Annotated in this window: 22 protein-coding genes and 4 pseudogenes; 11 read left to right on the forward strand and 15 right to left on the reverse strand. The window is 38.3% G+C overall.

Annotation, left to right across the window (positions count from 1 at the left end):
• Window positions 1–189 precede the first annotated feature (189 nt).
• The 6 genes and pseudogenes from ACJROX_RS27315 to ACJROX_RS27340 form a co-directional block, all read right to left on the reverse strand.
• Window positions 190–570: pseudogene (locus ACJROX_RS27315) on the reverse strand (C40 family peptidase); the annotation flags it as partial.
• Window positions 571–760: 190 nt separating this feature from the next.
• On the reverse strand, window positions 761–1,666 hold the full coding sequence (locus tag ACJROX_RS27320) for a group II intron reverse transcriptase/maturase (protein ID WP_408008336.1): 906 nt from the start codon (window positions 1,664–1,666) through the stop codon (window positions 761–763).
• A gap of 52 nt (window positions 1,667–1,718) precedes the next feature.
• Window positions 1,719–2,423, reverse strand: coding sequence for a reverse transcriptase domain-containing protein (locus ACJROX_RS27325; protein WP_408011805.1), 705 nt, complete (start codon window positions 2,421–2,423; stop codon window positions 1,719–1,721).
• Between the two features lie 103 nt (window positions 2,424–2,526).
• Window positions 2,527–4,068: an IS1182 family transposase gene (locus ACJROX_RS27330; protein WP_408008337.1), complete on the reverse strand. Its 1,542-nt coding sequence runs from the start codon at window positions 4,066–4,068 to the stop codon at window positions 2,527–2,529.
• A 40-nt stretch (window positions 4,069–4,108) separates the two neighbouring features.
• Window positions 4,109–4,726 carry a reverse transcriptase domain-containing protein gene (locus ACJROX_RS27335; protein WP_408008338.1) on the reverse strand — a complete coding sequence of 206 codons (618 nt, stop codon included), beginning with the start codon at window positions 4,724–4,726 and terminating at the stop codon, window positions 4,109–4,111.
• Between the two features lie 512 nt (window positions 4,727–5,238).
• Window positions 5,239–5,634, reverse strand: coding sequence for a hypothetical protein (locus ACJROX_RS27340; protein WP_408011847.1), 396 nt, complete (start codon window positions 5,632–5,634; stop codon window positions 5,239–5,241).
• Window positions 5,635–5,690: 56 nt separating this feature from the next.
• On the opposite strand from ACJROX_RS27340, the gene ACJROX_RS27345 reads away from it, so the two are divergent.
• A complete protein-coding gene (locus tag ACJROX_RS27345; protein ID WP_408008337.1) occupies window positions 5,691–7,232 on the forward strand; it encodes an IS1182 family transposase in 1,542 nt (513 codons plus the stop codon).
• A gap of 132 nt (window positions 7,233–7,364) precedes the next feature.
• On the opposite strand, the pseudogene ACJROX_RS27350 reads toward ACJROX_RS27345, so the two are convergent.
• A pseudogene (locus tag ACJROX_RS27350) lies at window positions 7,365–8,000 on the reverse strand (reverse transcriptase domain-containing protein); the annotation flags it as partial.
• Window positions 8,001–8,993: 993 nt separating this feature from the next.
• Between ACJROX_RS27350 and ACJROX_RS27355 the strand changes: the two are divergent.
• Window positions 8,994–9,137 carry a MerR family DNA-binding transcriptional regulator gene (locus ACJROX_RS27355; RefSeq protein ID WP_408008339.1) on the forward strand — a complete coding sequence of 48 codons (144 nt, stop codon included), beginning with the start codon at window positions 8,994–8,996 and terminating at the stop codon, window positions 9,135–9,137.
• A gap of 52 nt (window positions 9,138–9,189) precedes the next feature.
• On the forward strand, window positions 9,190–9,342 hold the full coding sequence (locus tag ACJROX_RS27360) for a hypothetical protein (protein WP_408008340.1): 153 nt from the start codon (window positions 9,190–9,192) through the stop codon (window positions 9,340–9,342).
• Between the two features lie 87 nt (window positions 9,343–9,429).
• Here the strand turns inward: ACJROX_RS27360 and ACJROX_RS27365 are convergent, their stop codons facing one another.
• Entirely contained in the window at window positions 9,430–10,299 is an 870-nt protein-coding gene (locus ACJROX_RS27365) for a LysR family transcriptional regulator (RefSeq protein WP_408008341.1), read from the reverse strand.
• A 113-nt stretch (window positions 10,300–10,412) separates the two neighbouring features.
• On the opposite strand from ACJROX_RS27365, the gene ACJROX_RS27370 reads away from it, so the two are divergent.
• Window positions 10,413–11,765, forward strand: coding sequence for a hypothetical protein (locus tag ACJROX_RS27370; RefSeq protein ID WP_408008342.1), 1,353 nt, complete (start codon window positions 10,413–10,415; stop codon window positions 11,763–11,765).
• Between the two features lie 513 nt (window positions 11,766–12,278).
• Window positions 12,279–13,514, forward strand: a complete 1,236-nt coding sequence (locus ACJROX_RS27375) for an IS110 family transposase (protein WP_408008343.1) — start codon at window positions 12,279–12,281, stop codon at window positions 13,512–13,514.
• 340 nt (window positions 13,515–13,854) lie between these two features.
• Here ACJROX_RS27375 and ACJROX_RS27380 read toward each other — a convergent pair whose 3' ends face one another.
• Both ACJROX_RS27380 and ACJROX_RS27385 read right to left on the reverse strand, forming a co-directional pair.
• Window positions 13,855–14,991, reverse strand: coding sequence for an MGDG synthase family glycosyltransferase (locus tag ACJROX_RS27380; RefSeq protein WP_408008344.1), 1,137 nt, complete (start codon window positions 14,989–14,991; stop codon window positions 13,855–13,857).
• A 51-nt stretch (window positions 14,992–15,042) separates the two neighbouring features.
• Window positions 15,043–15,216 (reverse strand): alcohol dehydrogenase catalytic domain-containing protein, encoded by a 174-nt coding sequence (locus ACJROX_RS27385; RefSeq protein ID WP_408008345.1) that lies wholly within the window; start codon window positions 15,214–15,216, stop codon window positions 15,043–15,045.
• A gap of 273 nt (window positions 15,217–15,489) precedes the next feature.
• Between ACJROX_RS27385 and ACJROX_RS27390 the strand changes: the two genes are divergently transcribed.
• Together ACJROX_RS27390 and ACJROX_RS27395 are read left to right on the forward strand one after the other, a co-directional pair.
• Window positions 15,490–16,077, forward strand: a complete 588-nt coding sequence (locus ACJROX_RS27390) for a lysophospholipid acyltransferase family protein (RefSeq protein WP_408008346.1) — start codon at window positions 15,490–15,492, stop codon at window positions 16,075–16,077.
• Between the two features lie 112 nt (window positions 16,078–16,189).
• Window positions 16,190–16,342, forward strand: a complete 153-nt coding sequence (locus ACJROX_RS27395) for a Fur-regulated basic protein FbpA (RefSeq protein WP_225066360.1) — start codon at window positions 16,190–16,192, stop codon at window positions 16,340–16,342.
• A gap of 255 nt (window positions 16,343–16,597) precedes the next feature.
• Here ACJROX_RS27395 and ACJROX_RS27400 read toward each other — a convergent pair whose 3' ends face one another.
• Window positions 16,598–17,113 carry a recombinase family protein gene (locus tag ACJROX_RS27400; RefSeq protein WP_408008347.1) on the reverse strand — a complete coding sequence of 172 codons (516 nt, stop codon included), beginning with the start codon at window positions 17,111–17,113 and terminating at the stop codon, window positions 16,598–16,600.
• Between ACJROX_RS27400 and ACJROX_RS27405 the strand changes: the two are divergent.
• A pseudogene (locus tag ACJROX_RS27405) lies at window positions 17,065–18,275 on the forward strand (transposase); the annotation flags it as partial. The gene ACJROX_RS27400 and the pseudogene ACJROX_RS27405 sit on opposite strands and share 49 nt — an antisense overlap.
• Before the next feature lie 155 nt (window positions 18,276–18,430).
• Here ACJROX_RS27405 and ACJROX_RS27410 read toward each other — a convergent pair.
• A complete protein-coding gene (locus ACJROX_RS27410) occupies window positions 18,431–18,793 on the reverse strand; it encodes a winged helix-turn-helix transcriptional regulator (protein ID WP_408008348.1) in 363 nt (120 codons plus the stop codon).
• 125 nt (window positions 18,794–18,918) lie between these two features.
• On the opposite strand from ACJROX_RS27410, the gene ACJROX_RS27415 reads away from it, so the two are divergent.
• From ACJROX_RS27415 to gshAB, 3 genes are all read left to right on the forward strand, one after another.
• On the forward strand, window positions 18,919–20,034 hold the full coding sequence (locus tag ACJROX_RS27415) for an S-(hydroxymethyl)glutathione dehydrogenase/class III alcohol dehydrogenase (protein ID WP_408008349.1): 1,116 nt from the start codon (window positions 18,919–18,921) through the stop codon (window positions 20,032–20,034).
• Window positions 20,035–20,038: 4 nt separating this feature from the next.
• Window positions 20,039–20,872 carry an S-formylglutathione hydrolase gene (gene fghA / locus ACJROX_RS27420; protein WP_408008350.1) on the forward strand — a complete coding sequence of 278 codons (834 nt, stop codon included), beginning with the start codon at window positions 20,039–20,041 and terminating at the stop codon, window positions 20,870–20,872.
• A gap of 127 nt (window positions 20,873–20,999) precedes the next feature.
• Window positions 21,000–23,258 (forward strand): bifunctional glutamate--cysteine ligase GshA/glutathione synthetase GshB, encoded by a 2,259-nt coding sequence (gene gshAB, locus ACJROX_RS27425; RefSeq protein WP_408011806.1) that lies wholly within the window; start codon window positions 21,000–21,002, stop codon window positions 23,256–23,258.
• Between the two features lie 564 nt (window positions 23,259–23,822).
• On the opposite strand, the gene ACJROX_RS27430 is transcribed toward gshAB, so the two are convergent.
• The 3 genes and pseudogenes from ACJROX_RS27430 to ACJROX_RS27440 form a co-directional block, all read right to left on the reverse strand.
• Complete coding sequence (locus ACJROX_RS27430) at window positions 23,823–24,134, reverse strand: luciferase family protein (RefSeq protein WP_408008351.1); 312 nt, start codon at window positions 24,132–24,134, stop codon at window positions 23,823–23,825.
• Between the two features lie 25 nt (window positions 24,135–24,159).
• A pseudogene (locus ACJROX_RS27435) lies at window positions 24,160–24,811 on the reverse strand (FMN-dependent NADH-azoreductase).
• A 259-nt stretch (window positions 24,812–25,070) separates the two neighbouring features.
• Complete coding sequence (locus tag ACJROX_RS27440) at window positions 25,071–25,409, reverse strand: antibiotic biosynthesis monooxygenase family protein (protein ID WP_408008352.1); 339 nt, start codon at window positions 25,407–25,409, stop codon at window positions 25,071–25,073.
• Window positions 25,410–25,463: the final 54 nt, after the last annotated feature.

A 25,463-nucleotide genomic window follows, 5' to 3' on the forward strand; every position in this document is an offset into this window, starting at 1 on the left:
CAAAATGTCCGATTTCCATATACATTTCTCTCTTTTTCACTTAAAAAATCTGCTTCCTCTTCACTTAAATACAAGGAACATATACCTGATCTTAATTCGTAGCAGTCATGTCTAGTCAAACAATAAGTAAACCTCCTTTCAGTTGGATCAAACTGTTTAATGTAGTATCCCATTCTTATCACCTAGTCTTTATAATCGTTTTACGCGTCCATTAAACTTTTCTTTCCAATACCCTTTGGACATATCCGCAATAGCTACACCTGTTCTATTCTGCGCTCCTATGAATTTTCCATCGCCTATATAAATCCCGACATGACCGTCAACTTTGTAAGTATCGAAAAACACCAAATCACCTGGTTGCATTTCGCTTGGGGATACGGTTTGCCCTAAATGTTTTAATGTATCTGTGCTGGTTGATGCTAATGGTCCTAGATCAACACCAACTTGGGTGAATGCCCAATGAACAAAACTCGAACAATCAAAACGTCCAGCTTCAATGTCTGCTTGATTTCGCCCCCCACCAAACACATATTCTGAGTTGCCTATCCAAACAAGACCAACATCGATAACCTCAACACCGGTCTTTTCTGTACTTCCACTGATTGCAACGTACCCTTTCACATAGGAATCAGCGAAACCCATAACTTCCTCTACATAGTAGGGTAAGAGCCCGGCGCCTTACCATATTGCTATGGCAGGTTTCCAAACCCTCCCCTCCGAACCGTACGTACACCTCTCAATGTATACGGCTCTCCACTTATCAATCTAGCTTTCCTGAATGTAGGTCCACATGGCATTTCTTACAGAGAGCCATTGTTTTCCTTTTTCTGGCAATCATCAGTTTTTCCCATTTCCTTTTGCCTTTTAAGTCCTTTAGTTTACGAACATGATGAATATCAAGTGGTGTATTTGTAGCACCGCACCATTCACATTTTTCTGCCTTGAGCCTGTCAATTAAGCTAGTTCTCCCCAGCCTATACGTAGTTAGATTAGTATTATCTAAGTCAGGATTAATAGAGGGCACTTTAACTCGTCCTAGGCTCTTGTTGAAAAGATAAGCAATCTTTTCGCCCTTTTGTGTTTGGTATCTGATTCCAAATTCTCCATTGATATTATACTGCTTCTTTATTTTGCTGATATTAGACTTGTATTTATTGGCAAAAGTTTTGTATAAGCTATATTCCATTACGTATTTGAATTTATTTAATACACTTACGTTATGGGCAAGTTTATAGTAGTTGTAAAAACCTCTGATCTCAGAATTATAAGTGTTCAGGATTTCAAGGTCGTCATTATCTTTGAGATAAGTTCTATGAATTGGTTCCCATATCTCACGATTATCAATTTGTTTTATCTTTAAAGCACCTATTTTTAAAAGTTTATCTCTCCAATTTTCGAAAGGGACATACATGCCAATTTTTCCATTCTGATATCTTTTCTTAACACCTTTTTTATCACTTACGCTGTGGTTAGTTTTAAACACGGTGATTTCATATCCAAGAAACTTGGCAGTTTCGTCATTATGGGTAATTAGAGTTTTTTCTAGAGAAAGTTCGATGTTTAATTTCTCGAAGAGAAATACCTTTATATCTTCTTTGACTTTTATTGCGTCATCCTTATTACCTATGACTCCAATGATAAGGTGAGTAGCCCGAGGGAATCTCACCCTCAGGCCCTCTCAGAACCGGACGTGAACCTCTCAGCTCATCCGGCTCCCATTATCCGGCCGCAGGCAGAATTCCCATCTGCCAATGTACAAACAATTGTGGTAGATTTCTAGCTAATCTCCCCAACCATCTTTCTGCACGTTTTCTGTGTCTCATAAACCTCTTGTATTTCCGTCTTACCCACTGAACCAATGCTTGATTCATATGACGTAAAACAGAGTAGAGTTGGGATTTGTAGAAGTGACCGTAGTAATTAATCCAACCTCTAATCACAGCATTAAACATTTGAGAGAGATCTGTGATCTCTTTATCTGGCTTCAACTGTATCCGCCATCCTCGTATGGTCTGCCTCATGGCTTTGCATGCCTTGTTACTCACTGCTGGGGTAAAGTTTATGAAAAACTTTCCGTATCTGTTCTTAGAACGTCTTGGTCGAAAAGTATAACCCAAAAAGTCAAACGTGATATCTGGATGATCACCTGTTCGATCTGAGTCTTTGCAGTAGATGATTTTGGTTTTATCAGGATGTAGTTCAAGCCTACATTCGTTAAACCGACGGTTTAACTCCTCAAGTAATTCCTCGGCCTCTTGTTTGCTTCGACAGTGGATCACTGCGTCATCTGCATATCTCGCCCACGGATTACTCGGGTGTTTTATTTCCATCCATTTGTCAAATGTGTAATGCATGAACAGGTTGGCCAGTACCGGACTAATGACACCGCCTTGGAGACCTCCGAAAAAACGGAGTAAAAAAATAGGATTTTACATAAAATGGATGACGTGAAGCTCATAGGGCTTGAATGTTGGTTCAGTTGAGCGTTTTCAAGGCAAACATTCCTTTGCTTTCGATCTTTTTTGTTTATGAAGTGGTCAAACAGGCAGACTTCTCCCGTGATTGTTTTTGTCCAATGAGTTTACTCATCCTTTTTATGTTTGAGGCGATTGTGCTCATCAGTGAATGAATCCCGGTTCTTTCTGTACCGCGATACCGGCTACGCCGTAATCCATGATTTTTTACCTTGTCTGCATGGCGGCGTTCAATCAACCACCGATTTTGCCTTGCTTCTTTATATTGATCAGTCCGGTAGTGTTCTCGTCCTCTTTTCAAATCAAAAAAGTATTCACTGATAAATACATTTCGCACGCTTTTACTCTTTGTACATTGAGAACGCAATGGACAATCTCGGCACTGGGTTTTTGTGAATGTAAATTCGTATCCTTTTCTATTATCTCTCTTTTTTGTACGGTCTCTATACTTGGTACTGACTATTCCGTTTGGACAGGTTACCTGCATTTTATCTACATCAAATTCAAAGTCTTCGGGGCTAAATAGACCAGAATTATGTTGTTTCGTTTTCATCCAACTAATGTGAGCCTGGACATTGTTTTCGTGTAAAAACCGGAGGTTTTTTCCAAACCAATACCCTTTATCTGCAGATAACTCGGCAGGCAGCACATGATGTTTTTCTTGAAATTGGGTAACCAAGTCAACGAGCTGATCTCCATCTTCTGCATTGGCCGGGGTGACTTTCACCGCGGTGATAATTTCACTTTCTTCATCAATCATAATATGATCTTTGTACCCTTGTATTTTGCGCATATCGGATTTATGCCCGGTTCTCGCTTCTGGATCAACAACACTTATTATGCGATCTTTCGCCGTATCCTTACGATCTGAAATGATTTTTTTTAACATCGTAATAGCCGACGAATCTTGACTATCTGATGTTAGTAAGGGGTCTGCAAATTCCACAAGCTCTGTGGCAAGCTCTAAAACGTGAGGTAATTTTTCATCACGGGTTTTTCCTTTCAACTCTTCCCAAAGCTGTTTATAACGCTGTTGAAAATCGCTGGCTTTTGATTCATCGGTCATTTTTACTTCGCTAATTACTTTTTCCAAAGCTTGACGAACTAAAGTAAGCCATGTCGGAATGGCTACATCTGCAATAATATGGGTGGAATCAACGATAGCTCGTTTCGGTTGGGCTTCAATTAGACCCTGTTCAATACATTGGTCTACAAGACATTGAAAGATTTCATTGAACTTATCAAGTCCTACACGGTTTACACGAAAATAACTGATTGTCGTATCATCTGGTAATTCATCATCAAGGTTTAGCCCGAGAAACCAACGGTAAGCTAAATTGACACGAATGTGTTCAATAACTTGAGGGTCGGAGAGATTATATAGATACTCTAAAAGACAAATTTTAAACATAAATTCAGGCTCTTCTGCCGGCCTTCCACGATTATCAGAATATCGCTCCAAAAGCATTTCACGAATGAAAGAAAGATCCACTGTTTCATCGATTTGGCGTAATAAATGATCTTGCGGAACGGTTTTGTCATAATAATACTGGTCGAATGCTGAAAGTTGTTTAGAATTCGCCTTTCTAAGCACTGAAATCCCCCCTGAAAACTCCTTATAATATTATTATATACTACCGGGGGGTATTTTTGGGATCTTTTTTCGGAGGTCTCCCTTGCGGTGTCCCGGATATCCTTTCCACCAATTCCCCATCTTTCTTCTGAAACGGTGCCTTCAACCATCTTTCGATGTAAAGGATAATCCATTTGTTATCAGTGTGCTTCTTGACCGCTTTCATGAGCAATTCATGTTCTATATTGTCGAACAATCCCTTGATATCAAATTCAAGAACCCAGTCATACTTCCAACATCTTTCTCGTGTAATTCTTACGGCATCAATCGCAGACTTTTCAGGTCTATATCCGTATGAATCCGGATGGAAGTGTGGCTCGACTAAAGGTTCAAAATAAAGTTTGGCCGTCATCTGTGCAATTCGATCAGATACGGTTGGGACACCCAGTATTCTAATCCCCCCATTCTTCTTCGGTATTTCTACCACTTTCACGGGAGGAGGAAAGTAACTTCCAGAAGACATACGGTTCCATATTTTATAGAGGTTATCCTTCAGATTATCTTCGAAGTGCTGAAGCGATTCATCATCGATTCCTGGTGCTCCTTTGTTTGATTTAACTAGTTTATATGCTTGCCACACTGTTTGTTTCGAAATCTTATACGGCTTTGTTTTGTTCATAAGTTCCTCCCAATTAATGGTTGACTAATTTTCAAAACAGGATAATACAGCTTCTTCGCTCTTCTTTTCTTTCGAAAAGCATCATCACTACTACAAGCTGTTCCGCCCCTATACTCCGCATCTGTACTTTCATTCTTATGGGGTTTCCACTTGAATTTTTCCATTAGCATCGGAGTCGTAGGTTCCCACGTTCCATATAGAAGCCTGTACCACGTTCACGTCGCCTTCATGCCGGCCACCGTCTGGACAGTAAGCAGGTTTCCTCCAGACTTATCCCAGGTTAACGACTCCCCCCTGGTTTTGATGACATTCCTACGCTTTCGACACTTTATCAGCGATTCACTGGTTTTCGTCTCCGTGGTCCTCACCTGACAAGGTCTTGCCTTGCCTTTTCCCTTAACGCTCACTACCATAGCTTTTGACTACAGCAGCTTAAGGTGGTTTGAAGCCTCCGCCTGCACAGCGATTTCGAGGGGCCCACCCTCATCTTCTATATAGCATAGCTTTAGCGCTTACGCGCTCCACTTTCGTGGCGCACAGTCATCCGCATATCTAACGTATTGTATTCTCTTATAATGAGGATACATCGGGTCAGTATACGGAATTTTAAGAAGATGCTTTCCTAGATTTCTAATTTCTTTTAATATTTCAAGTCTCTTATCATTTTCCAAACTTATCGATTTTCTTTTCCCATTAACATGTATGGGGATTTTTCCGTTTTTTAACCATCTTCTTCTTTTAGTAATCTCATCTTTCGTTTTCCTATAGATGATGTTATTTGGTCTTTTTATGCCTTTGTCGAAACTAGTCTTATACTCTTCCATGAATTTATCGAGAGCATCTAAGTAAATATTCGACAGGATTGGACTAATGATGCCCCCTTGCAGACCTCCGAAAAAAGATCCCAAAAATACCCCCCGGTAGTATATAATAATATTATAAGGAGTTTTCAGGGGGGATTTCAGTGCTTAGAAAGGCGAATTCTAAACAACTTTCAGCATTCGACCAGTATTATTATGACAAAACCGTTCCGCAAGATCATTTATTACGCCAAATCGATGAAACAGTGGATCTTTCTTTCATTCGTGAAATGCTTTTGGAGCGATATTCTGATAATCGTGGAAGGCCGGCAGAAGAGCCTGAATTTATGTTTAAAATTTGTCTTTTAGAGTATCTATATAATCTCTCCGACCCTCAAGTTATTGAACACATTCGTGTCAATTTAGCTTACCGTTGGTTTCTCGGGCTAAACCTTGATGATGAATTACCAGATGATACGACAATCAGTTATTTTCGTGTAAACCGTGTAGGACTTGATAAGTTCAATGAAATCTTTCAATGTCTTGTAGACCAATGTATTGAACAGGGTCTAATTGAAGCCCAACCGAAACGAGCTATCGTTGATTCCACCCATATTATTGCAGATGTAGCCATTCCGACATGGCTTACTTTAGTTCGTCAAGCTTTGGAAAAAGTAATTAGCGAAGTAAAAATGACCGATGAATCAAAAGCCAGCGATTTTCAACAGCGTTATAAACAGCTTTGGGAAGAGTTGAAAGGAAAAACCCGTGATGAAAAATTACCTCACGTTTTAGAGCTTGCCACAGAGCTTGTGGAATTTGCAGACCCCTTACTAACATCAGATAGTCAAGATTCGTCGGCTATTACGATGTTAAAAAAAATCATTTCAGATCGTAAGGATACGGCGAAAGATCGCATAATAAGTGTTGTTGATCCAGAAGCGAGAACCGGGCATAAATCCGATATGCGCAAAATACAAGGGTACAAAGATCATATTATGATTGATGAAGAAAGTGAAATTATCACCGCGGTGAAAGTCACCCCGGCCAATGCAGAAGATGGAGATCAGCTCGTTGACTTGGTTACCCAATTTCAAGAAAAACATCATGTGCTGCCTGCCGAGTTATCTGCAGATAAAGGGTATTGGTTTGGAAAAAACCTCCGGTTTTTACACGAAAACAATGTCCAGGCTCACATTAGTTGGATGAAAACGAAACAACATAATTCTGGTCTATTTAGCCCCGAAGACTTTGAATTTGATGTAGATAAAATGCAGGTAACCTGTCCAAACGGAATAGTCAGTACCAAGTATAGAGACCGTACAAAAAAGAGAGATAATAGAAAAGGATACGAATTTACATTCACAAAAACCCAGTGCCGAGATTGTCCATTGCGTTCTCAATGTACAAAGAGTAAAAGCGTGCGAAATGTATTTATCAGTGAATACTTTTTTGATTTGAAAAGAGGACGAGAACACTACCGGACTGATCAATATAAAGAAGCAAGGCAAAATCGGTGGTTGATTGAACGCCGCCATGCAGACAAGGTAAAAAATCATGGATTACGGCGTAGCCGGTATCGCGGTACAGAAAGAACCGGGATTCATTCACTGATGAGCACAATCGCCTCAAACATAAAAAGGATGAGTAAACTCATTGGACAAAAACAATCACGGGAGAAGTCTGCCTGTTTGACCACTTCATAAACAAAAAAGATCGAAAGCAAAGGAATGTTTGCCTTGAAAACGCTCAACTGAACCAACATTCAAGCCCTATGAGCTTCACGTCATCCATTTTATGTAAAATCCTATTTTTTTACTCCGTTTTTTCGGAGGTCTCCCTTGTGGTGCGCCACTATAGGTATTGTGATATTTCCAATCTTCCATATAGCCTGCTCTAAGGAATTTCCAGATAAGATTAATAAACTTTTCATCTTTAATCCGAATACGAAGAATGTTAATAAGAATTTTATGGTTAATATTATCAAAAAATCCTTTGATATCACCCTCCACAAACCATTTAGTACCAGTGAAATTTTTTTGTACCTCGGTTAAGGCGGTGTGACAGCTTTTCTGTGGCCTAAACCCGTGTGAATGTTGTGAAAAGTTGGATTCGTATATACTTTCTAATAGAAGTCTGATGGCCTCTTGTAAGAGTTTATCTATGAAAGATGGGATTCCAAGAGGTCTTTTTCCACCATTCTTTTTAGGTTTATACGTTCTTCTCGCTGGATTCGGTTGGTAACTTTGATTTCTTAAAGATTCGATAAGTTTGGTTATTAATTCAAGATTGAAACCATCAATTGTATTACCATCTGTCCCTTTTGTTAGATTTCCTTCTTTGTGATAGGTGTTTTGGTACGCCATCAGATAAAATTCTTCATTATAGAGGTTCCTATAAAGTCTCTCAAATTGATAATCTTTAATGACTGACATTTTTGCTAGATTGTCTAATACTGTATTCGGATTTCTCACAGTGTCTCTCACACCTTCCTTTAAAGTATTAAACTAATAAGCTACTTCCCTTCGCCATGTACTAGGCTTTCCCTAGCTCAGACTACTACGAAAGTTCCGTTACCCTATTGGATATTCAGACTCTAATGTCATAGCCGAAAGGCATTCCAACTTAGGTAATCTCCGTTTAGACATAAAGAGACTTAGCACATCATAATAGCGGTTGCGATTTTCGTCTTTTCTCATTTACTATGAGTGGATGGTCAATGGACACACGTTAAACCTGACAATTGGTATATCAGGTAACCTTGACCACATAACGTCTTTAACTACCTTACGTCATGAGCCACGCTAAACTTCCTCAGACTGTCGTTCAAGCAGTGTAGCTTTCAACCTTATTTATGATATTTTCAATTCGCCATTCAGTCGTGACTGGGTAGTTAGTCAACTCATGGCTTTCCCAGCATGCTTTTGTCCCCTTCAGATTTCTCGTCCAGGTTAGCTGGTTAGTGATAGGATTTATATGTCCTTTTCCTACGGTCTTGCTAAGGACCGAATCTCTAATTTATGTCCTCTTACGGACGCACCCAATCAGCGTGATTATAAGCAAAAACAGCATCTCTTATTCTTCCGTCTGCTGCTCCATTTGCAGCGAGATAATTTGCTGCAGAATAAACTGCATCCTCTAAATTGGCCTGGTGACAGGGTAGTTGTTCTAGTCCGTCAGATAATTACCAACAAATGGAATTTACTTTGCGGTTCAGAACAGGAACCCTGTCACTAGGCCTATAGGATCGGAGCGATATATTGCGGATGTGGTCTATTACCTGCTACAGAAGGAATGCATTGCGGTTGAAGCGGCGAAGCAAGCCTTGCTGGAGCTTGTATAGCAGGTATCCGTCATGCACGCGCTCCACCGGCTCACAGAAACCGGGGAGCAGAGGCAGAAGCTGTCGTAAGTAAGGGGATGATACTATTAGGAATTGAAACACCGCATTGAAAGGAGCCAGCATGTTGAAAATAAGCCAGCTTTCCAAATCGACCGGTGTCAGCGCCAGATCGATCCGATATTACGAGAAGAAAAAGCTGCTTATTACAAGGCGTCTTGACAATGATTATCGGAAATTAGGAAATTCTTCTAATTTTGAAGGGCCATGATGATTACGACAATCATTGACTACTGCCGTACAGCAGCGGTTGGATCAACGCATTGCCAAATAAAGGGCCAGCGGACGCTGATGAGTACGGCAAGTGGATCTGCCGAACAAACAAGCAAATCTTCATGGGCGGCAAAAGGTTAACGGAAAAGCCCGGTCCATCTTGTGGACGGGCATCTGTCAGGTTCGGACAGATGCCGATGTGACCTTCTAGACTTAATCTTGCTTCTTTCGAAGCACTTCGGTCAGACGGGCATATCGGTCCGTGCCGTGGCCGGGGCTTGCAACATTCGTCATTCATTCCAACATTGTGAATAGTCCAGTATAAACTGAATCATGGATTCTACCGTCGGAGAAAATGATCTCGATTCAGGATAAACCAGGTAAGTTGAAATGCCGGGGCTGGAGTCAAACAGAGAAGTTAAATTCAAGTGATCCATGCTCTCACCATCCGAAACCGTAAAAGCAGGGAGAACAGAGAAGCCCAGACCATTCATTACACACCGTTTAATGGCTTCTACACTCCAGAGCTCCAGACTGGATGTGATCTCGCCATCCGAATTCTCCAGAAAGTGATCAAACACTTCTTTGAAACTGCAATCCGCTTCAGTATAAAGAGCAATATGGCTCTCATTCCAGTTATCGACGGGACGTAAGAGCATCATATTTTCCATCGTTAGGGGCTCACATGTCATTCCGGATAACGTCCAGTTCTCCGTATGGTTTATGAGTGCCAGATCAATTTCTTTTGACTGGTAAGATAACAGGACCTTTCGGGGACGAAGGATCGGTTTCAGTTTCACTTCAACCCTGGAGTGTTTTTTTTGATACTCTTTAAGCAAGGAAGGGAATCGGTAAATGATCAGGGATTCGGATACCCCTATTGTCAGCTCGCCCGAAGGTTCTTTCTCCTTGTTGAGTACACTTACGGATTCATTGGACAATCGAATCATTTGCCTGGCATAAGGTAAAAAAAGTCTTCCATGGTAAGATAAAACGACCATCTTGCCAAGTCGATCGAACAGAACACAGCCTAATTCCCCTTCCAATTCCTTCATATGTGCCGTAATGGACGACTGCGCATAACCCAGAGATTCGGCCGCTTTGTGAAACCCCCCTTTTTCCACAATCGTTAAAAATGTGATGATATGCCGTAACTCCATCTTCTGCTCCTTTCCGATCATTATAGATGATCAGTTGTTTCATAATTATCAATTTTACTAAATATAAAACATACACTACAATAGTGACAATTCATAATGCAAAGGATGAGTTGATGGTCGTCATGACAAGTTTGCGCTGTGTTTTTTATACCACGTTTCTACTACTATATATTGCCGATATATTTATTGATCATGTATTTGTCAGTGGATCATTGTCTGTGTTGTCCATCACTTGTCTGATAATTTCATTTTGGGGCGGGGGAAGGACTTATCAAACGATTTCTGCGATCTTGTTATTAGCAGGCGGCAGCCTGGTGTTTGTGTCGGATGTGAATGTGTGGGGAATCCCCCGTTTTTTCAACGCCAATGCTCTGATTATCTCTCTGTTGTACGTATTGCCTTTTATCAATAATTTGATTATTGTGGGACGCTATGACCGCTCTATCCTCAGTCTGTTAAGGGTGAATGTAAGGGATGCCAGGCAGCTGTATGTACGGACTTCTATTCTTACTTATGTGCTCTGTTTATTTATCTTTTTATCCGCGGTGCCTGCGGCCTATCGGACTGTTAAAAGCTTACGAATTGATCAAAATATAGAATTTATCAATAGATTTGCAAGCAAGGCGATTCTGCGAACATTCGCCTCGGCTACAGTATGGAGTCCGGTGGAAGTATTTATTGCGGTTACGGTCACCGCGACTCAGGTTTCCTATTTCGACATGCTGCCGTGGTTAATCGTTTTTTCCATCGTGATGCTCGCTGTCGATTGGGTCACAAACAGCAAAATGAAACGGATTTCTATTGATTTTACCCACGGTGAGGTTCAACGAATGAAGTATCAGCCCATGTTCGTATTATTCGGCGCATTGTTTCTGTTTATATCTATCGGCTACATGCTATCGAAAGGGTTTCACATTGACTTCTTTGATGCTGTTATTTTATGCATTGTTCCTTTTTCATTAGTGTGGTCGCTTCTTATCGGGCGCTTCAGGTCATTTCTCACATACAATTATCTTGCCTGGCCCAGACACATTGCATCGATGCAAAATTTTATGATTTTGTTTTTGTCGATTGGTTTTTTCGGCAGCATGCTTCAGGAAACGGATTTAATTCCTGAAGCTCAACAGGCATTGTTGGGAGGGTTCACTACTGTTCCGCTCGTTTTGTTTTTGATTCTGCAGATGGTATCTTTACTAGCGGCCATGATCGGGATTCATCCGTTGGTGACACTCAGTTTGATGGGGATGTTCATCCAACCTTTGCTGGATACGCTGAATCCTCTAAGTCTAGCTATTGTGCTGCTTACATCGAATTTGGCAAATGATTCGTCAGGTACTTTTAATACAACTGTGACTTTGATGAGCGACATGACCGGAGAAAATCCTTATCGGATCACAGCCAGAAATCTGCTTTTTGCATTACTTTACGGTTGGGTTGGGATAGCACTGGCTTATTTGCTCTTGTGAAATTAAGCCTGTTTTTATTTATTGCAAGCCTTGCTGGAGCTAATATTTATTGAATATATAACATTTTTTTCAACTATCCTATGTAGCTTTGGAATAATGTTTGATCAAATTGAAACTAATAACCTTGATAAACGAACAAAAAGAAAGAGCGTGTTTTGAAAAGAAGTTTGATCAAAACACGCTCTTAATATTTTCAATTGAATCATTCTTTTATAAAAAAGTTTAATCATTTCTGTGATCCTTCCTCCATTAAAGCGCCCTTTCGTATTATAAGGTCAGCCAGAAAATATTTCTGGTTGACCATTTTTTATATGGTCTTATTATAACAGTAGCCAGGGTAGAACGTAAGCGCCCGTGGGACTTAGATCCCGTCTGTTAAACCGTTCACCCCCTACTGGTAGAAACATGTTTAAGGCTGGTTGGGACCTAGATCTCGTATAACAAGCGAAGCTATGATACTACTAGGAGGAATTAGGGGTTACTGGCAAGTTCAATTTGAGGAGGAGATTGAGAATGAATCCAGTCGTTGGTCTGGATGTATCAAAAGGAGAAAGTGAAGTTCAGGCTTTTTTAGATAAGGGGAAACCTTACGGTAAAAGTTTTAGTATCAAGCATGATCTTGATGGGCTAGGATCATTACTTGAGTTTCTGGATGGTATAAAAGATAAAACTGGTATTCAACCTTCGGTTGTTTTAGAAGCTACTGGACATTACCATGCGCCAGTTGTTCAGTTTCTAGATGAACATCGCTATTTATTAATTATCGTTAATCCTTTGATCTCTCACAGAGCCAAAAGTGCTAGTTTACGAAAAGTTAAAACCGATGCCATTGATGCCTATCGCCTTTGTGAGCTTTACTACAAAGAGGATTTAGAGCCATATAAAAAACGTGGTATTCAACTCTTAAACCTTCGTAATCTTACAAGGCAACATGAGAATATGACAGGAATATATGTTCAAAACAAGCTGCAATTTCAAGCAGTACTAGATCAAATCTTTCCTGAATACAGAGGGGTTTTTGGTGACTTATATTCGGTTGTGTCTTTGCTTATTTTAAAAGAATTCCCAGCATCAGTAGATATTTTAGCCGTCAGCGAAGATACGCTGGCAAATAAAATCAAGGAATTCTGTAAAAGTCGTTCAAAGAAATGGTCAGAAGAGAAAGCTCAAAAACTTAAGGAAGCAGCAGCACGGAATCCGTTTCAAAAGACACTATATCAGAGTCATTTACTGAGTCTTAGTATGTATATTAATATGCTTCTTCAATACAAAGAGCATCTATCAGATTTGGAAGCTGAGATAGATACTCTCGCAAAGGAAATTGAAGAATATAAGATAATCCAATCTATCCCTGGTATCGGAGAAAAAATCGCTGCCACGATCATTTCTGAAATTGGTGAGATAGATCGGTTTAATCACCCAAAAAAGCTTGTCGCATTCGCTGGAGTTGATCCAGAAGTGTTTGAATCAGGAAAATTTAAAGCTACTCTCGTTCGGATTACAAAACGTGGATCAAGTAGGTTGCGGCACGCCTTATATATGGCAGTTCGATCTGGTATTCGTGACTGTCGTAAACAGAAAACAACGGATGAAATCATCCCTAGAAACAAAAGATTAAGAGCGTTTTACGATAAGAAGCGTGAGGAAGGCAAACTTTATAAAGTAGCCGTTATTGCTTGTGTAAATAAGCTCTTACATTGGATTTATGCCATATTAAAAAACAGAACCACTTTCCAAGATATAGCCTAATTAAGATTTCCATCTAAATATGACAAAACCTTCCAATCATTAGTTATGGAAGGTTATTTGGCATGCGCATTTCTAGTGTAACATGAAGTATTATAAGTTTTCATTGAAAAATGTTGACAAACTATTAGCTGGTTTAATGGGGTAGTAACAGCGTAGCTGACACACCAACCGCAATTAGATGTGCATAATTGTAAAACGTTTATAAAACAATACTTTGAAGATAAGAAGTTCCTGTTCTGTTTTTGGAAACGGAACTTCCAAGATTAACTTTATGGAAACGACCTATAATTTTCATAATATAGCCTTAAAAGTTCCGACTCTAATGCTTATAGGAACTTTTTTAACCCTTATTACGGTCTATAGTAGCTACGCTGGTGTTACCCCTACTTATTTCACTAATGATTTCTTTGGCAGCATAAGGCTTTTGAATTTTTTTGATGTTCTGTACCATCGATTCATAATAACGCTTATTAAACAAAATGTGTTTTAATATTACAGGAATCTCTTCGCAAATTTCGGCTTTTACTGCTGCCCCATAATTCATTAAATACTGGGCATTTTGTTCTTCATGACCTGGTACTGGTTGATATATTAAAATCGGCGTTTCACAAGCTAATGACTCTGCCATTGTTAATCCACCTGCTTTAGATAGAATAACATCACTGGCCCTTAAATAATCAGTAAACCTATTTGTAAAACCAGTACTAACTATCTCATGCTTACTTTCCAGTTGTTCAATTTTTGCTTTTGCTTTCTTATTATGACCGGTTATACAGACAAGTTGAAGCTTGTCTTCTATAGCATTTAAAGTTTTTAATACCTTCGTGAATTTTGTTAATCCGATCGCACCACCTGCGATTAATATAGTTTTTTTCTCTGGGTCTAACTGTAATTCATACTTTACCTTCCATTTTGGTTTCTTTAAAGATGGTATAGAACAAATTGGGATTCCAGTTGAGTAGAACTTTGATATTGGTATATTATATAAAGTTGCAAAATAATCCAAATGATCTGAAGCTGTAAAATATCCATCTACTTCGTTTCGAATATATGCTGGATGCATAACAAAGTCAGTAATTACAGTATATAACGGAATATCTAAGTTTTTTTCCCTCTTCAATTTTGACAATATAGCCGTCGAAAAAGGATGCACTGAAATTAACGACTTACATTGATGTTTTTGGACAATTGAGTACAGACGTTCCGTGAAAAATGTTCCAAATTGGTCCATTAACATAAACCAAGGATGCTCTTCTGTATGCTGATATATTTTTCCCCAAACAATCGGACTGAACTTTAAAATTTGTAAATAACTTTCTAAAACTATTTTGTGAAATGCCGGATTAATTAACTTAAATGTATCGATGATTTCACATGTATACCCGTTTTTCTCAAACTCTTCTTGTAGTGATTTGGCTGCTTGATTATGTCCATTACCAATAGAAGCAGAAAAAATTAATGTATTACAATTAATCAATATTTTTCCTCACTTTCTAAGTACTGGCTGCGCATGACAGAATGGGATCAATTACACCCCTCCGATACTTAAATGATTAGCCTGGGAGCCAATTCCCGTAATTTCTCCTACGATTTCATGATCTATTGTGAAAGGAAACGACACAAAGGGTGAAGTTACAGGACTATGAGTTAGAAAGAGAAGATTTAAATCACTTCCACAAATACCGCCATATTTCGCCTTCACTTTTACCCAATGGTCATTTGAAAGATTCGGTTCTGACTCCTCGTAAAATTTTAAACATGACAATGACAACCGTGAATTTCAGTAAACAGAAGGAATAAACTTTCCTGTAAGTTTACTGAAGATATAGCGAGATAACGGATAGTCAAATTGCAATGTTTTCAAAAGGTATCATCTATTTCTTATAAATATTACAAATTGTTACAAATCATAACTTATCCTTAGCAAGGCTATACTATTCGTAATTTACAAAGATAACTTGGATGTGCAAACTAAATGGTTCATTCTTTACTAAAACCTGTCGTAAAACTATTCATTCAGTTAAGATTCCGAATTGAAATCATCGGCTTGGAACACGTCCCTACTCAAAACGCACTGATTGTAGCTGCTAACCATGTCAGCAATTATGACCCCATACTTCTATCTTGTGTGTTGCAACGGAACATTCATTTTATGGCAAAAGCCGAATTATTTCGTAATCGTTTTTTAAAATGGTTTTTTACCGCTGTTTATGCGATTCCAGTTGATCGTCAAAGTGATATCGTTATTCGTCCTGTACGCCAAACTTTAAGAATTATTGATAATGGGGAAGTTTTTGGTATTTTTCCGGAGGGAAAAAGGTGTAAAAATGGAGAATTGGTTCAGCCAAAAAAAGGAGTAGCTTTTATCGCATGTAAAACGAATGCCCCTATTCTTCCAATTGCCATTATTGGAGTAAAAAAAGGAGTTCGAACATGTATAAAGATTGTGATTGGACCACAAGTAAAGGTTTGTCATTTAGACATATCAGATTACTCATCTCTTTCACAATATGTTATGAACAGGATCAAAGAGTTAGAAAAAAAGCATTCAATGGATTACTAAAAAAGAGGTTTTTCATGCTGGGCTAAAGGTAGCATCCACTGATTTTGGGGCCAAGAAAACCGAAGAAAATACGAGATCAGCAAATGCGCCCTATTTCTGAAAGGGTGATTGGATGAATCGTCGTAAAAACATCCAAAAAAAGAAACGAGAATTGATAAAGAAGCTGATCAATATGGGTGTTTATAAACGTTCTAATCGGTGGGAATTGTATAAATTAACCTTACCTGAACTTTCAAAGGAATATCGCCGGGTCTTCACCCTTTAGACACATATGTTTAACACAATTTTAAGAAGACACTGCTATACATATGGGGTAATGACAGGAACCCTGTCATTACCCTTTCAGTCTGAAGGAGTTTAACAAAATACCAATTTTATAATTGTGATTAAATACCAATAATGAGAAATGTGCACAAGAAGAGAAATGGTGATTGGCTTTTTCGCACATATAGCTTCTATTAGGCCTAATGACAGGGTTCTTGCTGTAGACCGCAAAGTAAAGAAATAATAAAACGCACCCCTATTTTTTTATTTCTTCAAGCTTTCTTCTATTGACTGCTCTATATAAGGAGCCTTGAGATATTCCAGTTGCTGAGACTATCTCCTTTATAGAATATTCTTTACTATCATACATCCGTAGCGCAACAGCAAGCTTTTCTTTATCCAACTTGGGTCTACCTAATGTTTTTCCACGCCTTTTACTTGCCTCGAGTCCTTCCCTTACTCTCTCAGCAATAAGGTTTCTTTCTAATTCAGCAATGACGCACATCATTTGGAACATGGCTTTTCCCGTAGAGGTTCTTGTATCCATATTTTCTTTTAAAGAAATGAATTGCACCCCCATCTCTTCTAACTGTTGAATAATATTGAGGATATCCAATGTTTTACGTCCTAAAAGGGAGATGCTCTCCACTACAACTGTATCGCCTTTCCTGATGACATCAAAAAGTTGATGAAGTCCTTTTCGATCTGTAATCGTACCAGTTTTTGAAAGAAGCAGATCTGCGTGTACATTTAACCGATATGTTTCAAACACTAGGAAATCGTGAAATTCTTGATAAAGAAACCCTCCAACGAAGGCTAATCTTGTGCTTATACGGATTAGGTACTAATACGGATTAAAGCGAATGGCAGCCAGCGACCATGGGGAAAGTTACAAAGACTTGCTCTATGTGCGGCGGAAATTCATTCATAAAGAGAACTTGAGGCAAGCCATTTCAAAGGTAACCAATGCAATTTTACATGCTCGTGTATCAGAAGTATGGGGAGAAGGAACGACATCATGTGCATCCGATAGTAAAAAGTTCGGGGCGTGGGATCAAAACCTGTTAACGGAGTGGCATATTCGCTATAGAGGCCGGGGAGTCATGATCTATTGGCATGTAGAGAAAAACTCCACTTGTATTTATTCACAGCTAAAATCATGTTCTTCTTCAGAAGTCGCTTCTATGATAGAAGGGGTATTACGGCACTGCACAAATATGGAGGTAGAAAAAAACTATGTCGATACACATGGTCAAAGCGAAGTAGCTTTTGCCTTTTGTCATCTGCTGGGGTTTCAGCTCATGCCGCGATTTAAGGCCATTCATGCACAAAAGCTGTACCGGCCGGATATAGGCATGCAAGATTCTTATCCAAACTTACAGCCCGTGTTACCCCGATCAATTAATTGGAATTTAATTGAGCAGCAGTATGACCAAATGATTAAGTATGCCACAGCCTTGCGATTAGGGACTGCCGAAACCGAGGCCGTTCTTAAGCGTTTCACTCGTAATAGTGGGCACCCAACCTATCGGGCACTTAGTGAATTAGGAAAAGTACTCAAAACAATTTTCCTCTGTGAGTATTTGTCTTCAGAAGAAATTCGGAGGGAGATCCATGAGGGTTTAAATGTGGTTGAAAACTGGAATTCCGCCAACAGTTTTATCTTTTATGGAAAAGGAGGAGAAATTCAGACCAATCGTATGGAAGATCAGGAGATAGCTGTGCTTGCTCTTCATCTTCTTCAGAACTGCTTGGTTTTAATCAATACATTAATGATTCAAGAGGTACTGTTGGAGCAAAATAAAACCTTGCTGCAAAAACTAGTCCCAGAGGATTTCAGAGCTTTAACACCACTTGTCTATGCCCATGTGAACCCATATGGAACATTCAAGTTAAATATGAAGGAGCGTCTGGCGATTCAGAGAACTTCTTAAACCCTATAGAGGTAGTAGTACCAGCGAAGCTGACACCACCCGCATTAAGGAAATGACAAGGTTATAATAAGTTGTTTAAGTTAAATACTTCCAACACACATACCCCCGTCCTGTTTTGGATGGGGGTAAAATAAAGTCGTTTAAAAATCTAACTTTTATTCAACTGGTGTTTTATTAGCGTTTTTTTCTAAAAAGTCACTAAATTTATCTCCCCAATCACAGATGGAAGTTACAACGGGTTCCAGGAGAAGACCAATTTCGCTTAGTTGATACTCAACTTTAGGAGGTACAACAGGGTATACAACTCTAGTAATTATTTCATCATCTTCTAATTCCCTTAATTGTCTAATTAACATACGTTGATTGACATCGGGAAGCTTTTTTTGTATTTCGCTTAACCTTAATGGAGATTGTTGGAGCAAACACCATATAATCGCTATTTTCCAACGTCCACCTATAACTGATAAAGCCAAATCCTTGCTAGTGAAAAAAGTTTTTTCCCTATAATTAATTACCATGTATTACTATCTCCTTCTATTGCCATTTTGTTTATAGTGACAAAAAAGTCAGTATTGTCCCCTAAATTATATTATGTAATTATGGGAATGTAAATGTTAGAAAACAAAAGAAAGAAGGTATTCATTTGAAAAGTAGAGCTGCTGTTGCATTTAAACCGGGAGAACCACTTAAAATTGTAGAGATAGATGTAGAAGAACCAAAAGCAAAAGAGGTATTAGTAAAAATACTGTATACATCAGTCTGTCATACAGATGCTTTTACCTTATCAGGTGATGATCCCGAAGGCGTATTTCCTGCTGTACTAGGTCATGAAGGTGCTGGTGTTGTCGTTGCTGTAGGGGATGAAGTGACTTCAGTAAAACCAGGGGACCATGTTATTCCACTATACACGGCTGAATGTGGAGAATGTAAATTCTGTCGTTCTGGTAAGACCAACTTATGTAGTGCCGTACGAGAAACTCAAGGTAAAGGTTTAATGCCTGATGGAACCACTCGTTTCTCTTATAATGGAGAGCCTATTTATCATTACATGGGAACAAGTACATTTAGTGAATATACAGTCGTTCCTGAAATCTCTTTAGCAAAAATTGACCCAGAAGCGCCACTTGATAAAGTTTGTCTATTTGGATGCGGTGTTACTACAGGGATTGGCGCTGTACACAACACAGCAAAAGTGGAAGAAGGAGCTGTGACAGCCGTATTTGGTCTTGGAGCTATTGGATTAGCTGTTATTCAAGGATTGGTTCAAGCAAAAGCAAGCCGAATTATTGCTGTAGACTTAAATGAGGATAAGTTTGAATTAGCTAAAAAAATGGGAGCAACTGATTTTGTAAATCCTTCTAAATTTGATAAACCAATTCAAGAAGTCATCATTGAAATGACGGATGGAGGAGTAGATTATAGCTTCGAGTGTATTGGAAATGTTGAAGTAATGAAGTCTGCTCTTGAATGTTGTCATAAAGGTTGGGGCGAAAGTACTATTATCGGTGTAGCAGGCGCAGGTAAAGAGATTCATACTCGTCCATTCCAATTAGTAACGGGGCGTGTATGGCGTGGATCAGCCTTTGGAGGAGTTAAAGGAAGAACCCAACTGCCAGGAATGGTTGAAGATTATATGAATGGTGAAATCGATTTAGATTCGTTTATCACACAGCACCTAGACTTTAAAGACATCAATGAGGCATTTGATTTGCTTCATAAGGGTGAGTCAATCCGTGCGATTTTAACCTATGGAGAGTGAGAAAGTGAGCTATAAACTTATTGAAAAACATCGCTCTTTCGGCGGGGAACAATGTAAGTACAGCCATTATTCGGAAGTCTTACAATGTGAAATGACATTTAGTATCTACTTGCCATCAAATAAAGAAATGAAAAAAATCCCTCTTATTTGGTGGCTGTCTGGTTTAACTTGTACAGACGATAATTTTAGTCAAAAAAGTGGATTTCAAAGATTGGCTGAAAAATATCAAGTGGCCGTCATGATTCCAGATACTTCACCACGTGGGGAACATGTTGCTGATGATGAAGCATGGGACCTTGGACAAGGTGCAGGTTTTTATTTAAATGCCACACAAGATCCATGGGCAAAGCATTATATCATGTATACGTATATAGTAGATGAATTAACAGCTATTGCATCAACTTTGGTCCCTCATTTTTCAGGAGAAGAAAGCATAATGGGCCACTCAATGGGAGGTCATGGCGCTTTAGTGATTGGCATGAAAAATGCTGCGAGATTCAAAGCGATTTCTGTCTTTTCTCCTATTTTAAGTCCTAGTCAAGTCCCATGGGGAATAAAAGCTTTCTCAACGTATTTAGGTAAAGATAAAGCTTCTTGGAAAGAATGGGATGCTTCAGAATTGGTCAAAGAAGCCGGCACGCCGCCTATTCTCATTACGCAAGGAACTCAAGATGAGTTTTATCCAAAACAATTAGAAGAAACGATTTTCTTAAAAAATGCCCAGGAAAATAAACTAGTCGTAGATTACAAGATAGTGGAAGGTTATGATCATAGCTATTTCTTTATTGCTACTTTCTTAGAAGATCATTTCGCTTTCCATATGAAGTACTTAAAATAATATGGAATGTGGATATTTTCAATTACTGCATGCTGTTATATTTTAAAGTTTATTATCTAAAAATAAGAAACTGTTTGAAGAAGGGGTGAGCTAATTGGGGGTTATAGTTAAAACGGATTTTAAAAAAATGTTAGTAAATGACCGTGTTAAACCGTACTTATTAAAAGCCCGTTATGGGATCGAAAAAGAAAGTCAACGTGTTGACTTATCGGGAAATTTAGCTAAAACGGATCACCCTAAAAGTATTTCAATAAGAGATGATCACCCGTATATTCAGCGGGATTTTTCAGAAACACAAATGGAATTAATCACACCTGTTACTGAGACACTACAGGAACTGTTTGATTATTTAGCGGCAATCCATGATGTTGCTTATCGTTCTATGGGTGATAATGAAATGCTTTGGCCATTAAGCATGCCGCCACAGTTACCAGAAAAAGATGAAGATATTGTTATTGCGAAATTAAAAAATGCTGAAAATGTCCGATATCGTCAATCTTTATCCCATTCTTATGGCCGTCGTAAACAAATGCTTTGCGGTGTTCATTTCAACTTTGAATTCGGCGATGAGTTAATCCAAGCGTTATTTAGCGTACAATCGGAGATAAAAGATTATCGACAGTTTAAAGAAGAGATTTATCTAAAAGTCACAAGAAACTATTTACACTATCAATGGTTAGTGACTTATTTTTTTGGAGCTTCTCCTAGTAGTGAAAGGAATTTTTTCGAAGAAGATTCTCAGGATGAGGCAGTGAGAAGTATTAGAAGCAGTAAATATGGTTATACGAATTCGGATGATGTTCAAGTGTCATACAGTAGTATACAGAATTATTTATCAGATCTTTCTTTGATAGTTAAAAGAGGGCTTCTATCAGAAGAAAAGGAATTTTATGCATCTGTCCGTTTAAGAGGCGGGCATCATGTTTCAGATTTAGCAGATCACGGTGTTAATTATATTGAATTGCGAAATATAGATTTAAATCCTTTTGAAATAAATGGAATTAGCTATAAACAAGTAGAATTTCTACATCTTTTCTTAATTTATTTACTATGGAAAGATGAAGGAAACGATTGTGATGAGTGGGTAAAAATGGGCGACTTTTACAATGATACAGTGGCTCTTGAGCACCCATTAGAGCATACAAAATTTGAAATAGAAGCTAAAAATATGATTGATGAGATGGAACATTTAGCAGCAATTTTAAATTTGACTATTTCAGATACGTTATTTGTTCATCTGAGAGAAATGCTAATGGACCCAAGTAAGACTTTAGCTGGAAGACTTTATAAAGAAAGTGAGAAAAGCAGTCAAGGTCAAGTAGCTACGTGTATTGCTAAAGATAATTATAAAAAATCATGGGATAAGCCCTATCAATTAACAGGATTTACAGACATGGAGTTGTCCACTCAGATCTTAATGTTTGATTGCATACAGCAAGGAATCAAGGTAGAAGTTTTGGATCGACAGGCTCAATTTTTGAAGCTTCAATTAAAAGATCATGTTGAATATGTGAAAAATGGGAATATGACAAGTAAAGATAGCTATGTATCCACTTTAATTATGGAAAATAAAACCGTAACAAAGAAAATTCTTCAGCAACATGGATTCCGTGTGCCGAAAGGTGAGGAATTTCAGACAATCGAACAGGCTTTACGTTCCTATGATCTCTTTTCCACCAAACCTTTTGTTGTGAAGCCGAAAACAACAAACTATGGATTAGGAATATCGATCTTCAAAGAAGGCGCAAATTACGAAGATTATCAAAAAGCCATCACATTAGCATTTAAAGAAGACTCTTCTATATTAATCGAAGAATTTATTACAGGAACAGAATATCGATTCTTTGTATTAAATGATCAAGTTTATGCTGTTTTATTAAGAGTTCCTGCGAATGTTAAAGGTGACGGTAAACATACAATTGAAGAGTTAGTCATGCAAAAGAATCGTGACCCGTTAAGAGGAAGAGATCATAGGACACCTTTAGAAAGTATACAATTAGGTGAATTGGAGAACCTTATGCTTAAAGCTCAAGGATACCGAATGGATTCGATTCCAGAGAAGGATGAAATCGTCTATTTGCGTGAAAACTCTAATATTAGTACAGGTGGAGACTCGATTGATGTGACAGATCAAATTCCTGATGATTATAAAAAAATAGCAGTGGATGCGGTATCCGCACTTGGAGTTAAAATTTGTGGTATTGATTTAATTATTGAAAATACAGAAGTTCCTGCAGCTAATAAAAATGCTTACGGAATTATTGAAGCCAACTTTAATCCATCGATGTATATGCATATCTATCCATATAAAGGAGAGTCTCGACGTTTAACGATGCATATCATCCATTATTTATTCCCTGAACTATTGCAAAGTCAGTCAAATTAGGGTACCACTAGCAAAACGCGGATGTACAACGGTAAGCTGTTGAATGACAATAAAGTTATTTAACTTTCAAATCTCAAACATACATGACCCCGTTCTGAGTAGAGACGGGGTTAAAATAATATTGTGTATAATACTTTCTGACTATGCCAGTTTGCTGAACAAAAAAATCCTGCAGCAATTAAAAGGCTTTTGATCAACTTTTTAAATGGTGCAACTTTTTATCAACGATTCAACTTAAACCTACAGTCTTTTTTATCAAATAAATTCCTTATAGTGGTTTATGTGTAAAAACACGGTAAATACATAATAGATTATCATATAGTCAATGTAACAAAAATGAACGTTTTAAATACATAAAAAAGCACTCCCCAATTTTGAGGAATGCTTATTAAATCGCCATAAAGATAAAAGACAACCGATAGTGGACACCCCTTTTAAGCCAATATAGGACAGTCGACATTGGAATATTTGTAAATAAGACGACTTATCCTTATTTTAATTAACGTTGAACTGTAAAAATATGTTGGGTCCCCTGTTCCGTTGCTTCTCAAACCATGACTAAATTCAATTCCTCTTATTGGCGATTCTGTCATATTGCATTTTGAACAACTTTAATAAATGAGGAATATCTTGCTCTCCTTTGATCCAAAAACTTACCCAGCCCGAATTGGGAAGAACATGATGTAGTTCCGCTAGTCTTGCTTGAATGAGCTCATCTCTAACGGATTTAGGAAAAGGAAAGTCAGCAAGCTTTTCGCCATGCAAATGACCTAATTCTTTATTTTTATAGCGAAATTCCACTCCTCCAAACCGATGTGGATGCTCGCTAACATCATCCCAGCTAAGAAGCTCCTGTCTTAATGATTCAAGTATCATTCGCCTCACCCTTTTTTAAATATGTTTATAAACAATTAGTTTTGTATTGATATAGCGCGTACTGATATAAAACAAATGTCAAAATGTTTTTGCAGCTTGGGCCAGCTTTCCGAAGACCTTCCTCAATAATAGCTTTACTTTGGTTAGGAAATTGATTGTGCCCTTCAATGACTATCGTTGTAATGTCTGTAATACCAAAAACGTTCAAATGATTCTTAACAAAACTTACAGCTATTTCAGAAGAATCCCCTTCTGCGTATACCCCTCCTCTTGCGTTTAATAAAGCACTTTCTTATCAGGTAATAGACCTATTAAGCCTTCAGCTGTATACTTAAATGTTTTACGCGGGTGATGCATATAATCCAGATAGGAGTGTAGAACGCAGGAACAGTTAAGTTCCAAAGTGGAAAAGCAATGACCAATTTATCAGCTTCGATAAACCGTTCTAGATGCTTAATAACAATATCATGTTCCGCCTTCTCTTCCGGTGTGAGTTCTATTCCCTGAGATGATTTGAAATTTCCACTAATAATAACATCACCTAAATAAGGCAATGTTTCTTTATACAAATCAAGTTAAATCACCGAATCATTTGGATGTGAGGCTCTATAGCTTTCTAAAAATTCATCATGTAGTCTCCCAGTAACAGATCCTTGACGATTGTTCGCTTTTAACAAATAAGGTTATTGTCATTTTAATCTCCTCCAAATAACACTAACTCTTTAGCTGCAGCCGCACCAATTCCGCGTCCAGCACCTGTAATAAATGCTACTTTTTCTTTAGACATAAAGCACTTCTCCTTTATCTATTTCATTTGTTTAAGCTGATTAATCACCTTGCTTGAACGAATGGTAAGATTAAACTCTTCACTAATTTCGGGGAGTATGATGTTAAACATTAATCTGCACATCAACTGATTGGAAGCTTTATGCCCCCTTATACATTCTCAACCACTCGAGCAATACAAAAGAAATCAATTTTGACTGTTTTGGCACCACATCGTCTAATTGCCTCGTGATTAGTTGCAGTCACTTTGTCACGGCCAGATGCTTGAAATGATTCAGACCAGGATTCTTTTGAGAGCCATTGAGCGTAGTTAATAACTCTCTGTCCATCGTCACTAGCATGGAAACTCGCTGATACGAATCCGGGATAACTTTTGAAGTGCCGTTCAACTTGCTTGGAGAGTGCATCTATTAATGCCTGCTGCTGTTGGGGATCAACTTCCCACTCAATAATCACCGTGAAGAGTTTATTTTCTTTGATTGTTGGCATTTATATTCTTCCTCCTATAAAAATTGTATTTTTTTGATACTTCATGAATTCTCG

The organism is Pseudalkalibacillus sp. A8 (genome assembly GCF_045920555.1).
In the GTDB taxonomy this organism is placed as follows: domain Bacteria; phylum Bacillota; class Bacilli; order Bacillales; family Fictibacillaceae; genus Pseudalkalibacillus.

What these genes read in the sequence shown, in the direction of transcription:
- ACJROX_RS27335 (WP_408008338.1), bottom strand. Translation starts at nt 4,726, where the DNA reads ATGAACAAAACAAAGCCGTATAAGATTTCGAAACAAACAGTGTGGCAA.
- ACJROX_RS27365 (WP_408008341.1), bottom strand. Translation starts at nt 10,299, where the DNA reads ATGGAGTTACGGCATATCATCACATTTTTAACGATTGTGGAAAAAGGG.
- ACJROX_RS27370 (WP_408008342.1), top strand. Translation starts at nt 10,413, where the DNA reads ATGGTCGTCATGACAAGTTTGCGCTGTGTTTTTTATACCACGTTTCTA.
- ACJROX_RS27375 (WP_408008343.1), top strand. Translation starts at nt 12,279, where the DNA reads ATGAATCCAGTCGTTGGTCTGGATGTATCAAAAGGAGAAAGTGAAGTT.
- ACJROX_RS27390 (WP_408008346.1), top strand. Translation starts at nt 15,490, where the DNA reads ATGGTTCATTCTTTACTAAAACCTGTCGTAAAACTATTCATTCAGTTA.
- ACJROX_RS27395 (WP_225066360.1), top strand. Translation starts at nt 16,190, where the DNA reads ATGAATCGTCGTAAAAACATCCAAAAAAAGAAACGAGAATTGATAAAG.
- ACJROX_RS27410 (WP_408008348.1), bottom strand. Translation starts at nt 18,793, where the DNA reads ATGGTAATTAATTATAGGGAAAAAACTTTTTTCACTAGCAAGGATTTG.
- gshAB (WP_408011806.1), top strand. Translation starts at nt 21,000, where the DNA reads ATGTTAGTAAATGACCGTGTTAAACCGTACTTATTAAAAGCCCGTTAT.
- ACJROX_RS27430 (WP_408008351.1), bottom strand. Translation starts at nt 24,134, where the DNA reads ATGATACTTGAATCATTAAGACAGGAGCTTCTTAGCTGGGATGATGTT.
- ACJROX_RS27440 (WP_408008352.1), bottom strand. Translation starts at nt 25,409, where the DNA reads ATGCCAACAATCAAAGAAAATAAACTCTTCACGGTGATTATTGAGTGG.